A 13,123-nucleotide genomic window follows, 5' to 3' on the forward strand; every position below is an offset into this window, starting at 1 on the left:
GGTTCGCTTATAGTATCAAGACGAAACAGAATTATTTTTGTTACAAAAGTGTGTGAAATAAAACTAAAGATAGTATTTTTACGTTAATACTATATTGATACCTACTATATGAAGACAATATTAAGAACCGCAATATTATTATTTTTAGCAGTATTCTGCTTTCAAGCCTGTCAGGATCAAGATGATGTGGCTGCTCCTAAAAACCTACAGGTTCAGGATTTTATCTGGAAAGGATTAAATCAATATTATTTATGGCAAGGTGATGTTCCTAATTTATCCGATGATCGGTTTAATAATAATCAAGAAGCGTTAAATTCTTTTTTAAGAGGATATCCAGATCCCGAAACATTATTTAATTCTTTGCGAGTAGATCCGTCAATAGACAGATTTAGTTGGATTGTAGATGATTATACTGTATTGGAACAAGAACTTCAAGGAACATCTAAAAATAATGGAATTGATTTTAAATTAAGTCCAAAATCTAAAGGTTCTAATGATTTGATTGGTTTTGTGCGTTATATTCTTCCTAACTCAGATGCTGCAAGCAAAGGAGTGAAGCGTGGAGATTTATTTTATGGTATTAATGGTACGCAAATTACTTATGATAATTATAAAACTTTACTCGCGCCAGATAGTTATACGATAAATTTAACTGATTATGATGGAACGACATTTGTACCAAACGGCAAATCGGTTACGCTTACTAAATCTGTTTTGGATGAAAATCCAATTTTCATAAATAAAGTGATAGAGAAGAATGGTCGTAAAATAGGTTACTTAATGTATAATGGTTTTTATGGTAACTATGATGATCAATTAAATGCTGCATTTGGAGAATTAAAAGGAAAAGGTATTACCGATTTAGTTCTTGATTTGCGATATAATGGGGGAGGTTCTGTGCAAACAGCAACCCGATTAGCAAGTATGATTACAGGACAGTTTACAGATAAAGTTTTCTCTAAACAAAAATGGAATGCTAAAATGAATGAAAGTTTAGAAATTAATAATGCAGAATTTCTAATCAATAATTTTGTAGATAAATTTAATGGAGTTGCTTTAAATAGTTTGAATTTGACCAAAGTATATATATTAACTTCTAAAAGTACAGCTTCGGCAAGTGAATTGGTTATTAATGGGTTAAAACCATACATTGATGTAATACAAATAGGTGATGTAACTATAGGTAAAAATGTAGGTTCGGTTACTTTGTATGATTCTCCTACTTTTCTTAAAAGAAATGTTAATCCAAGTCATAAATATGCGATGCAGCCAATTGTTTTGAAGATTGTTAACTCAGTAGGTTTTGGAGAATACACTAATGGATTAACGCCTACTTATAGCGTAATAGAAAGTATAAATTCGTTGGGAGTTTTAGGAGATGAAACGGAACCATTATTAAGTACTGCAATTTCTAAAATTACAGGAACAGGTAAAGTAATTTTGCCTAAAGATGGTAAAGAGTTTGAATACTTTACCGATTCAAAATCAATAGATGGTATTCGAAATCAAATGTATGTAGATAAAGCTCCTGAAGGACTTTTGAGAGCATTACAAGATTAGATAGAGAAATAAAAAAGGCTTTCGTTAGAAAGCCTTTTTTAATAAAGTAAAATGTAAATAAATGATTTTAATTAGTCATTGAAGTAAAATCCGTTTGGTCCTATACCAACACTAAATTCATTAGATAAAACTCCTGTTAAAGAATAAATGTAAACATCTCCAGGATCTTGATTGTTTACTGCATCTGCAACATATATTTTATTGTTCTTTACTGCAAAACCATAAAGATTAGAAGTCTTAGTTGCTTTAAATATTGGAGTGGTTGGCAAAGTTGTTATACTAGTTGCTGCAGAGTAAATATCAGATCCAATAGTATAATATAGTTTATTGTTTTCAACAGCTAAGAACCCAGGATGTGTTATACCAGGAAAATCAATTGTTGAAGAAACTGTATTGGTGCTCATGTTGACTTTTACTAATTTACCAGTTGTTTCAGGTAAAGCATAATATGGTCGTCCATTACATAAAACATATAAAGTGCCATTATCTTTTACTAATGAACTAGGAACATCTCCTACTACAAAGTTTGCTGTAACTGTATTAGTGGTAGAGTTGATAACTGATAATGAGTTTCCTTGGCCCCAACCACCTTTATGAGCTATATAAAGTTTACCTTCGGTTTCAATTATTTGTTCTGGACCTTCAACAACAGGAATTGTTGATGCAACAGTATTTGTGGCAAGATCGATTACAGCTACGTAATCATCTGAAGCGTCTCCTGGATTACCCCAGTTTGTAATATATCCTTTTCCATTTGTAAATGCAATATAGCGAGGATTGCTTATTTTTGTACTGATTGTAGCAACGCTTTTAAATGTATATCGGTTAACAACTTCAATTTTATTACCTCTATTTACAATGATGTAAGCAAAATCCCCATTAAAACCAATGCTTTGGGGTACATCTTTAATGTCTTTACCTGGATTTACTAATGAAAAAACATCTTTTTCTAGTTTAAAATCGTTTGATAAATAGGATATGGACCCATTGACTTGTTCAAAAACACCTTCTTCAATAATGAATAATCCACCTTCATAGTTTCCTCTTGGTTCTTGTGGGGTATTATCATCGTCGCTACTGCAAGAAGCAAAAAATGCAGAGCTTATGATTATAGCTAAAAATAGTTTGTTTAATTTTTTCATTTTTTTAAAAGTTAAGATTTATATATACTGTGTAATTTCTTCCAGGCATTTGTCTGCTAATAACTGGCTGATAATTTTCATTCCAAATATTTAGTATTTGAAATCCAAGTTTGTAGCTATTCTTTTTTCCTAAGTCATAATCGATTCCTAGATTACCAACGCTATAAGGTTTTACTTTGGTAGCAGGATTGTTAAAAGGAGTGCTGTAAACATCTCCATTATATAAATATTGAAAATAAGAAGAAACTTTTTTCCAATTATAAGAAACAGATCCAGTTAATTTATGATAAGGAACATATATAAGTTGTTTGTATAATAGTTCTCCTTTAATTAATTGTTGGCTTTCAGAAACGGTATAGGCATAAGTTCCGTTAAGAGTCAAATTGTGATTTTTTATTTTTGTTCTCCATTCCAAAAGTACTTCGGCCCCATAAGCTCTTACTTTGCTTGTGTTTTCTGGAGACCAAGTATCACCTCCGCCTTCAGAAGGGATCCAGCGTAATAAATCTTTAATAGAATTATAATAAGTAGTTACAGATAATGAGAAGTTTTTTGTAAAAAATTCATTACCGATTTCTCCCTGATAAGAAGTTTCAGGTTTTAAATCAGGATTACCGCTTCCTTCCCAAAATAAATCGTTGTAAGTAGGCATTCTAAAATTCTTTGAAGCGTTTAATTTGATACGGTAAAAATCAGTAAATTGATATCTTGTTCCTAAAGAAAAGAGAAAAGGATTTCCGTAATTATCTGTTAATTCCTGACGAACACTGGCTGTATAATCCCATTTGTCAGTTACAGAGTGTTGCAATAATAAACTAGCAGATCCTATTTCTCTACTTACATTGTCAATACTAGATCCATGTCCTTTATTACGATTGTAATCAATAATAGTATTCAGTTTGATTTTATCATTTACATCAAAAGCCAAATCATATTTAATAATAGAAGTTTCAACCTTTCCATAAGTGAAAAAATCTGAGGTAATATTTGGGTAATATTTATAAGATTCTCCGATATGTGCCACTCTTAATTTAGAAGTGAATCGATTAAATATATTCTCCCATTCTAAAAGATTACGGGTATTGAAATCATTGTATTTTGTTTTGGTTCCATTAGGAGAGGTCAAAGAGAAATGACGCTCTGCATCATAAAACTGACTGTATAATTTTAAGGTGTTTTTAGAGTCGATTTTATAACCAAAAGTTGTATTCATACTTGTGTTGTAGTATTCTCCGTTAAGGTTTTTTTGATCGCTTTTTCCAGGATATTTAAAATCATTTTCAGAACTGTTTCTAGAAATACTAACCTGAAGGCTATATTTTTTTGATGAAACATCAGTACGATAATTTACACTGTAAGTATCATAACTTCCTGCACTAAAAAATAAATGATTTGAAAAATTGTTTTTAAAACTCAAATCATTGTTAAGGTGAATGCTTCCACCAATAGCGCCACTGCCATACAGAATACTTCCTCCTCCGGATTTTACAGCAATAGAATTGAAATCTCTTGTTCCAATTGTATTAAAATCAGCTTGACCTAAAAACTGTGAATTAATATTTATTCCGTTCCAGATGACAGCCGTTTGTGCACCAGTAGTTCCTCTAAAGGATGGAGCAGAAGTCATACCCAGGCCATTTTCTTTAAAGTAAATAACAGTATTATAATTTAAAAGGGAAGTTAAAGAAGCCTGATTTCTATTAATAATAGAGTCATTAAGTACTTGAATCGATTGTGAGTCTGAGTATTTTTTGAGGTTAGTGTCGGAAACTACAACTTCTTTTAATTTTGTTATAGAATCATTTTGTGCCAAAATGAATTGGCAAACTAAGAGCGAAAAACAGATGTAAAACTTTTGTAATGTCATAATTTCTAAACTCTTTTTCCCGAGAGTTCGATATTTGTTAACAAAGGCAGGTCTCCTGGCTTCGCGTCTTGTTGTTTCCCTTCCCGTTCTAAAACAGTGGTTTGTAGTTAACAACAAGCATCCCTTACAGGACTAAGCTTACAGTTGCGGGTACAGCTCAAGATTTTCGAATGTTGATTTTGATGTTTTCAATCTTCAATTACTTGATTCCCTTTTAATGTGTCTCAAAAAATATAGCACAACCTTAATGAAAGTGCAAATATAAAGTTAAAAAAGCTTATAAATCAATTCTGTTTGATTATTTAATACTATTCATAAACAAAACAAAAGTTGATTTTATTTAGATTTCAACTTTAATTACTTGTCCAAAATCGACTTTGTTTTGGAAAGCATCTTTAAGAGGAAGGGAGTTTAAAAGACATAATATGCTTCTTATTACTCCGGCATGTGCAACAATAATTGCCTTTGACGGTTTTTTAGCAAGTATTTCGTTTTCTATAAAATGAGTGACTCTTTCATGTAAATCGATGAAAGATTCTCCGTTTGGAACTCGAATATTTACGAAATCTTCCATCCACGGATTTAAATCATTTGAAGAAATTTCATTCCAGTTTTTCATTTCCCAATCACCAAAATCCATTTCCATCAAACGTTTGTCCTCTTTGTAATTTAAAATTTTGGTTTCTTGTTGGATATGTTTGGCAAGTAACACACAACGTTTTAATGGACTCGAATATAACAATGCATCTTGAGGTAATTGCTTTACAATGTTTTCAAAAATCAAATCATAAGGTTCAGCAATATTTACATCAGTTTGACCGTAGCAAATTCCTTTTTCGCAAACAGTTTCAGTATGACGAACTAAATAAATTTCCATATTGCTATAACACTTAAGTAAAAAATAACTTCGCAAACTTGTTGTGTTGCTCCCAAACAATCTCCAGTATAACCATCAATCCATTTTTGGAAATAACGAGCCAAAAAGTAGCGTGTTAGGAAAACTGGAATTAATACTAAAAGTAATTGATATTGAAAATAAGAAAGAACCAAGAGAGGTAATAAACCAAAAAAGAAAGAACCTAAAACTTCTTTCCAGCTAAAGCTTTTTGCAATTGGTTTGCTTTTGCTTGTCGCATCTTCACGAGAATATTCATGTGTAAATACAATGCTTATAGCTGCTAAACGACTAATGGAATGTCCTGCAATAAACAACAATAAAACAGTAAGCACTGATTGCTGAGTTGTAATTGTTTCTATAGTTACTAATTCAGATAGTAATTGAAATTTCAATAAAAATAATAATACAACACCAATAGCTCCATAAGCGCCAATGGCACTGTCTTTCATGATGAGTAAGATTTTTTCTTTGGTCCAACCCCCACCAAAACCATCGCAAACATCGGCAAAACCATCTTCATGAAAGGCTCCAGTAGTTAAAATTCCAGCAATCATTCCTATAATTACTGCTGCGGACGTTGAAACTAGAAATGAAGCACCATAAAATGCAAGAAAAGATATACCTCCAACAATCCACCCGATCAAAGGGAAATAGCGACTAGCTTTATTCAGATACTCAGGATTGTGGTCAATATTTTTGGGACAAGGAATCCTTGTGTAGAACATTAATGCAGTAAAAAATATATGAAGTTGTTTTTTCATTTAAATATTAATTGTTTAGTATTTGGCTAAAGATAGTTGCTGAAACTAAAAACTGCGACTGAATACTGTTTTACTTCTTACTAACTCCAGCATTTTCAAAAGTAGCCATTTTGTTCAGGAAAGCAATTGCCGATTGTAATATAGGTAAAGCAATTGCACAGCCCGTTCCTTCGCCTAAGCGTAAATCTAGTTGTAAAACCGATTGTGCTTCTAGATAATCTAATAATTTCTGATGTGCTTGTTCGGCTGAAGAATGACAGAAAATAGCATTTTTCTTGATTTCAGGATTTATTTTATAAGCAATTAAAAATGCCACAGTACAAATAAAACCATCTACCAGAATTAGCATATTGTTTTTATAAGCGGCTAACATTCCGCTGGCCATTTGTATGATTTCAAAACCACCAAAATAGGCGAGTTGTACTTTTAATTCGGCTTGACCGGAATAATTTTCAATGGCTTTTTTTAGGATTTCCTGCTTCTGAATTAATTTTTCTTCATCAACTCCAGTTCCTTTTCCAACACATTCTTCTATAGAAAAACCTGTTAAAACACTCATTAAAACCGAAGCTGTAGATGTGTTACCAATACCCATTTCGCCAAAACCAATGCAATTACTTCCTGCTTTTGCAATAGAATCTACAATTTCTGAACCTTTCAAGAAACACAATTGTAATTCGGTTTCGCTCATTGCGGGAGCGTGTAAAAAGGATTGAGTTCCTTTGGCAATTTTAGCATTAATTAAATTCGCATTTGTAGGGAAATCATAATTTACACCAGCATCTACGATAGAAAGTTCAATTTTATTTTGTTTACAAAAAACATTAATTGCTGCACCGCCTTCTAGGAAATTACCAACCATTTGGCGGGTTACATCTTGCGGATAGGCACTCACACCATGATTGGCAATACCGTGGTCTGCTGCAAAAACAACAATGTTTGGTTTTATAATCTCAGGTTCCAGAGTTTGAAAAACTGTTCCAATCTGGAATGCCAGCTTTTCTAAAATACCTAAAGCTCCAATAGGCTTAGTTTTTGAATCGATTTTATGCTGTAGCGCTTCTTTAAAAGAGCTTTTAACTTCGACTTTAGGTTTATTATCAAAATCTAATTTCGGAATAAGACTCTCATTTACAGTTTTGATTTCGATACAATCAAAAGTTTCCGATTTTTGCTTCCAGTTTAATTGCTGCAACATCGGCTGATTGTTGTAGTTTGTCGCAGGTTTACCAATACAGAAATAACCAAGCGGTTCTATATTTTCAGGTAAATCAATTATTTTCTTAAACTGATAATAATTTAAAATAGAAACCCAACCCATACCATAACCTTGCTCCGTAAGTGATAACCAGATATTTTGGGCAGCACAAACCGAACTAAATTTTACAGCTTCATTACTACCAACAGTTCCTATAGTAAAATTGTTTAGCACCGAGCGGTCATAAGCAATTATCATCCCGATAGGAGCCTCTTCTATAGCTTCCAACTTCAAGGATTTATAGCGTTCTTTTTGCTCCTCGTCATCGGTTAATAACTCCGCTTTTTTATTATAATCCAAAAATAAATCTTTGATAGCTTTTTTAACTTCATCCGATTTTATGATGTAATACTTAGTTGCATCTGTTAAACCCACCGAAGGCGCCCAATGTCCAGCTTGTAAAGCATTTTGAATAACTTCATCAGGAACTTCGTCATTAGTAAAGTGGCGTGTATCGCGGCGTGATTTTAATATATCATCTAAATAGCTCATGTTTTTTCTTTTTAAGAGGTTCAAAAGGAACAAAGGTCTAGGCTGATAGCCCAAAGCCGAAAGCTCTCGGCTTTTACTTTCCTTTTATTGTAACGGGAATTCCCGAAACCATAAGTACAACAGTATCGGCATTTTTAGCCAAAAACTGATTCATCCAACCTTGTAATTCCGTGAATTTTCTTCCTACGTGCGTATCAGCATGAAGTCCCATTCCGATTTCGTTGGTAACAATTATCAAAGTAGAATCTGGCTGATTGGCTATTTTTAGAAACTCAGCTTTAGCTTCTTCAAGCGATAATGCAACATCATTTTTTGTGTCTACAAAAAAGTTAGTTAACCAAAGCGTTACACAATCAATCAAAGCTACTTTACCCGAAAAATCAATTTCGCTCAAATGTTTTTCCTTCTCAATATTCGTCCAGCTTTCGTCGCGTTCTTGTTGGTGACGGTCAATTCGATTCTGGAAATCTTCATCCCATTTTCGAGCCGTTGCCACATACATTGGTGCATTTGTAAGTTGCAAAGCCAGTTCTTGTGCATAACCACTTTTCCCCGAACGCTCACCACCAGTAATCAAGTAAACCATCTTTTTTTAATTGTTAGTTGTTAATTGTAAATTTAAGAAGGGCGTTCCCTTCGGGCGGGCTATTCGCTATATCTTTTATTTTTTAAAGAAAAAAATAAAAGGATACCGCTACTATCCCTAACGCAATTGCACCAACTATTTCTTTCGTGTTAATTGGTGAAATTCGTGTTTATTATTTTAAATCAGTAAGGGCAATGTCGACATTTGTTTCCGCAACAGCTTCCTCTTTTCAGATGAAACCATTCCTTAAAAACATAATTTCCGTTTTCCAGATAATAATCGATTCCTTCAATAAGTGTATTGTTTTTTGGCAAAGCCGAAGCTTTATTGTCAGTTGCAATTTCGGGAGTGATTGTATTTACAAAATCATCTATTTTTACCGCACAGGCATTTTTAAAACAATTCGGGCACAAACAATCCACAACATCCGAAGGTACAAAAATAGGAGGGAAGTTGTTGCACCAACATTTATTTCCGTCGGGAGAATCACCGCAATTAAATGCAGTTCCGCAGCTTGAGCAGTTTTTTACTTTAAGACCATTCATACTGCAAAGATACTATTTGTTCAATTTTTTAGGTTTAAAAGTAAACAAGAAATTTAGAAATTGCGCTACCTTTGTCGTTATCCAAATTGTAAAATATGAAATTGTATGATTCAAAATCAGATATGATATAGAATAACAATTCCATAATTTCTTTAAAAACAAATAGTAACTACCTATGAAGTCATCATTACATAAAGTTGTTTTTCTTTTCTCATTTTTAGTATTAATAGGATGTAAGAAAAACGAAAGTACGCCAGAAATAAAATCCGAAATAGGACAAAACAGTATCGAATATGCTTCGGGACTTTCTATAAAAAAATTCACTGGATATTCAGTTGTAAAAGTTACAAATCCTTGGCCAGATGCAGGAAAGGATTATACTTATGTATTAAAAGAAAAGGATGGAGTTGTGCCAGATAGTTTAAAAAGTTATACTACAATCCAGATTCCGTTACAAACAATTGTAGTAACATCAACAACCAATATTCCGTTTTTAGAAATGCTTGATGTCGAGAATAATTTGGTAGGTTTCCCACATACCGATTATGTTTCTTCAGAGAAAACAAGAAAATTAATAGATAAAGGTTCTGTTAAGAATGTTGGTCAAAACGAAAAATTAAATATCGAGCAACTTATAGAATTAGCACCAAATTTAATTGTCACTTTCGGAGTTGATAATAACAATCCAATGTTAGATAACTTACAAAAAAGCGGCTTAAAAGTACTAATTCAAGCCGATTGGATGGAGCAATCTCCACTAGGAAAAGCCGAATGGATAAAACTTTATGGTGCATTATTTGGAAAAGAAGCACAAGCCAAAGAGCTTTTTGATAAAATTGTAACCAGTTATAACGAAGCTAAGAAATTAGTAGCTTCTAAGAAAGCAACTTCAACCGTTTTATATGGCTCAATGTATATGGACCAATGGTATGTTGCCAAGGGAAATAGTTGGGTAGCACAATTTATGGCCGATGCCAAAGCCGATTATTTATGGGCAAATCTAGAGGGAACAGGAAGTCTGGGATTATCATTCGAAAAAATATTAGACAAAGCCAAAACAGCTTCAGTCTGGATTGCGACAGGTTCTTTTAAATCATTATCAGAATTAGAAAAAAGTAATCCACATTACAGCCAGTTTGATGCCTTTAAAACAAAAAACATATATACTTTCGAGAATAAATTTGGAGCAACTGGAGGAACAATTTATTATGAATTAGCTCCAAGCCGACCAGATTTAGTGCTGAAAGATTACATTAAGATATTTCATCCTGAGTTATTGCCAAGTTATGAATTTACTTTTGCATCTAAATTAAACTAAATCCAATTGGCGAATCAAAAGCGAAATACAATCTTGTTTTTTATACTCGGTTTAGCACTTTTGTTATTATTCTTTCTGGACATTAGTTTCGGGTCTATCAGAATTCCTTTTAAAGAAGTTTATACCAGTTTAACAGGAGGAGAAGCAAGTAAATCGACATGGGAATATATCATAATTAATTATCGTTTGCCTAAAGCAATTACCGCAGTATTAGTTGGTGTTGGATTATCGATAAGTGGTTTGTTGATGCAAACATTATTCAGAAATCCATTGGCTGGTCCCGATGTTTTAGGATTAAGCTCCGGAGCGATATTAGCAGTAGCAATTGTGATTTTGGGAGCAGGTTTACTGCCTTCATTCTTAAATACAATTTTGCTATCAAGCTACGGGATTGTAATTGCATCGACATTAGGGAGTATTTCGGTTTTATTACTGGTTTTATTAGTATCACAACGATTACGAAATACAATGGCTATTTTAATAGTCGGGCTTATGTTTGGTAGTTTTACCAGTGCCATTGTTGGGGTTTTAACCTATTTTAGTTCAGCTGAACAATTACAGAAATTCACTTTTTGGTCACTAGGAAGTCTAGGAAATCTTTCCTGGTCATCGATTATAGTTTTAGCAGTGAGTGTTAGTATTGGTTTGCTTTTAAGTGCGAGTAGTATTAAACCATTAAATGCATTGTTACTTGGAGAGAATTATGCCAAAAGCATGGGACTTAATTTTAAGAGAACAAGACTTGTAATTATTTTTGCCACAAGTATTTTGGCAGGAAGTGTTACTGCTTTTGCTGGGCCAATTGCTTTTATAGGATTAGCCGTTCCACATATAGCAAAGCTTACATTTAGAACCAGTAATCATGCTATTTTATATTGGAGTACCCTTTTTTATGGAGGAATAATTATGTTGTTTTGCGATATCGCATCACAATTACCAGGATTAGAAACTACATTGCCTATTAATGCGATAACATCTATAATTGGAGCGCCAGTAGTAATTTGGTTATTAGTCCGAAAAAGAAATTTTGAGTAAACGTTTTTGCAACAGCTTTGTGAGCTTTGCGGTTAATTTTTTTGCCACAGATTAAAAAGATTAGAATGATTTTTTAGTCCTTAACACCTTAAAGAAAATGAAAAGTATCCTATCAACTTCAAACTTAAGTATTGGCTATAAGTCCAAGAAAGCAACTGTGACTATTGCTCAAAACTTAAACCTGAATTTAGAACCTGGAAAACTTATTGCTTTAATTGGTGCAAACGGAATCGGTAAATCGACATTGTTACGAACAATAACAGGAATTCAACATCCACTATCAGGAACAGTTTTGCTAAATGATAAGAATGTACTCGACTATAAACCACTCGATTTAGCACAGAACTTAAGCATTGTTTTAACCGAAAAATTACCGCCAAGCAATCTATCCGTTTTCGAATTAGTGGCTTTAGGGCGCCAACCTTATACAAACTGGATTGGGACTTTGACGCAGTATGATATTACTAAAGTAAATGAGGCATTAGAGCTCACACAAATAAGTCATTTATCACACAAAAAACATTACGAAATAAGCGACGGGCAATTGCAAAAAGTATTAATTGCACGAGCTTTAGCACAAGACACGCCACTTATTATTCTAGATGAACCAACTACACATCTCGATTTATTGCATAAAGTAGCTTTGTTTAAGTTACTTAAGAAATTAACTCACGAAACAGGGAAATGCATTTTGTTCTCTACACATGATATTGATTTGGCAATACAATTAAGCGACGAAATGATTATTATGACACCCGAAGCTTTTATACAAGACGAACCTTGTAACTTAATTGCAACAGGAAGTTTTGCAACTTTATTCAAAGACGACCATATTACTTTTGATGCCGAAAAAGGGAAGTTTGTGATTACTTAGAATTTATGTTTTTTTCTGGAGCTAATCCTGCTATCTGCTATATCTTTTATTTTTTTAAAGGAAAAAAATAAAAGGATGCCGCTATTATCAGGGCTAGAAATCATGAGACCTATCATGCAAGGTTTTTTTCAACCTTGTAGGTGTAAATATAAATACCGTATTTAAAATAATCATTGCAATCTTTTAAGCTATAGCTAAAATAATTTAACACCTATTTGCAGGAAGGAAATCGATGTCAAATCCGATTAAACGATTAAACAAATAATCGCTTAAACCTTCAGCCCAATCTGTCTCTTAGCTTCCCCCACCACAAACGCAACCGAATTTGCAATATTAAAACTTCTTATTAGGGACGACATCGGAATCGTAAGATGATTTTCGAATTGTTCTAAAACTTCCTTGCTCAATCCTACGCTTTCTTTTCCAAAAACCAACCAATCACCATCTTGGAAATCAGTTTCGAGATATGATTTCTCGGCATGGGAACTCATAAGGAAAACACGTGATAAATCTGGAATCTGAGCTTTCCATTCCGCTACATTCTGATATTCGGTTACATCAAGATGAACCCAATAATCCAATCCGGAACGTTTTAAGTTTTTATCATTTATAACAAATCCAAAAGGATGTACTAAATGTAATCGGCTTTCTGTACCAACGCACAAGCGACCAATATTTCCAGTATTATTAGGTATTTCGGGTTCTACGAGAACTATATTCAGCATTATTTAATTTGTTTATTCGGTTAATCGTTAATTTGGGAATAATCTAATTTTGATATTGATAT

12 protein-coding genes and 1 riboswitch are annotated in these 13,123 nt (G+C 33.1%); of the genes, 4 read left to right on the plus strand and 8 right to left on the minus strand.

Going from position 1 to position 13,123, the window contains the following annotated elements:
• The first annotated feature begins 108 nt into the window (after positions 1 to 108).
• Positions 109 to 1,560 (plus strand): S41 family peptidase, encoded by a 1,452-nt coding sequence (locus tag ACJ6WR_RS15115; protein WP_409415667.1) that lies wholly within the window; start codon positions 109 to 111, stop codon positions 1,558 to 1,560.
• Between the two features lie 71 nt (positions 1,561 to 1,631).
• On the opposite strand, the gene ACJ6WR_RS15120 is transcribed toward ACJ6WR_RS15115, so the two are convergent.
• The 7 genes from ACJ6WR_RS15120 to ACJ6WR_RS15150 all read right to left on the minus strand — a co-directional run bounded on the left by ACJ6WR_RS15120 (position 1,632) and on the right by ACJ6WR_RS15150 (position 9,109).
• Positions 1,632 to 2,702 (minus strand): YncE family protein, encoded by a 1,071-nt coding sequence (locus ACJ6WR_RS15120; protein ID WP_039112220.1) that lies wholly within the window; start codon positions 2,700 to 2,702, stop codon positions 1,632 to 1,634.
• A 4-nt stretch (positions 2,703 to 2,706) separates the two neighbouring features.
• Complete coding sequence (locus ACJ6WR_RS15125; RefSeq protein ID WP_409415668.1) at positions 2,707 to 4,569, minus strand: TonB-dependent receptor plug domain-containing protein; 1,863 nt, start codon at positions 4,567 to 4,569, stop codon at positions 2,707 to 2,709.
• 27 nt (positions 4,570 to 4,596) lie between these two features.
• Positions 4,597 to 4,831, minus strand: a riboswitch (cobalamin riboswitch).
• Between the two features lie 78 nt (positions 4,832 to 4,909).
• Positions 4,910 to 5,446 (minus strand): alpha-ribazole phosphatase, encoded by a 537-nt coding sequence (gene cobC, locus ACJ6WR_RS15130; protein WP_409415669.1) that lies wholly within the window; start codon positions 5,444 to 5,446, stop codon positions 4,910 to 4,912.
• Positions 5,431 to 6,228: an adenosylcobinamide-GDP ribazoletransferase gene (locus ACJ6WR_RS15135; protein ID WP_409415670.1), complete on the minus strand. Its 798-nt coding sequence runs from the start codon at positions 6,226 to 6,228 to the stop codon at positions 5,431 to 5,433. The genes cobC and ACJ6WR_RS15135 overlap by 16 nt, the downstream gene beginning before the upstream one ends.
• Positions 6,229 to 6,298: 70 nt before the next feature.
• Positions 6,299 to 7,978, minus strand: a complete 1,680-nt coding sequence (gene cobT / locus ACJ6WR_RS15140; RefSeq protein ID WP_409415671.1) for a nicotinate-nucleotide--dimethylbenzimidazole phosphoribosyltransferase — start codon at positions 7,976 to 7,978, stop codon at positions 6,299 to 6,301.
• A 73-nt stretch (positions 7,979 to 8,051) separates the two neighbouring features.
• Entirely contained in the window at positions 8,052 to 8,564 is a 513-nt protein-coding gene (gene cobU / locus ACJ6WR_RS15145) for a bifunctional adenosylcobinamide kinase/adenosylcobinamide-phosphate guanylyltransferase (protein WP_409415672.1), read from the minus strand.
• Between the two features lie 182 nt (positions 8,565 to 8,746).
• Complete coding sequence (locus ACJ6WR_RS15150) at positions 8,747 to 9,109, minus strand: DUF5522 domain-containing protein (RefSeq protein WP_409415673.1); 363 nt, start codon at positions 9,107 to 9,109, stop codon at positions 8,747 to 8,749.
• 175 nt (positions 9,110 to 9,284) lie between these two features.
• On the opposite strand from ACJ6WR_RS15150, the gene ACJ6WR_RS15155 reads away from it, so the two are divergent.
• From ACJ6WR_RS15155 to ACJ6WR_RS15165, 3 genes are all read left to right on the plus strand, one after another.
• Complete coding sequence (locus ACJ6WR_RS15155; protein ID WP_409415674.1) at positions 9,285 to 10,427, plus strand: ABC transporter substrate-binding protein; 1,143 nt, start codon at positions 9,285 to 9,287, stop codon at positions 10,425 to 10,427.
• A 6-nt stretch (positions 10,428 to 10,433) separates the two neighbouring features.
• Complete coding sequence (locus ACJ6WR_RS15160) at positions 10,434 to 11,462, plus strand: iron chelate uptake ABC transporter family permease subunit (protein ID WP_409415675.1); 1,029 nt, start codon at positions 10,434 to 10,436, stop codon at positions 11,460 to 11,462.
• Between the two features lie 97 nt (positions 11,463 to 11,559).
• On the plus strand, positions 11,560 to 12,336 hold the full coding sequence (locus tag ACJ6WR_RS15165; protein ID WP_409415676.1) for an ABC transporter ATP-binding protein: 777 nt from the start codon (positions 11,560 to 11,562) through the stop codon (positions 12,334 to 12,336).
• Between the two features lie 269 nt (positions 12,337 to 12,605).
• On the opposite strand, the gene ACJ6WR_RS15170 is transcribed toward ACJ6WR_RS15165, so the two are convergent.
• Entirely contained in the window at positions 12,606 to 13,061 is a 456-nt protein-coding gene (locus tag ACJ6WR_RS15170) for a tRNA (cytidine(34)-2'-O)-methyltransferase (RefSeq protein ID WP_323489653.1), read from the minus strand.
• Positions 13,062 to 13,123: the final 62 nt, after the last annotated feature.

Source organism: Flavobacterium sp. PS2, assembly GCF_046250155.1.
Lineage (GTDB): Bacteria > Bacteroidota > Bacteroidia > Flavobacteriales > Flavobacteriaceae > Flavobacterium.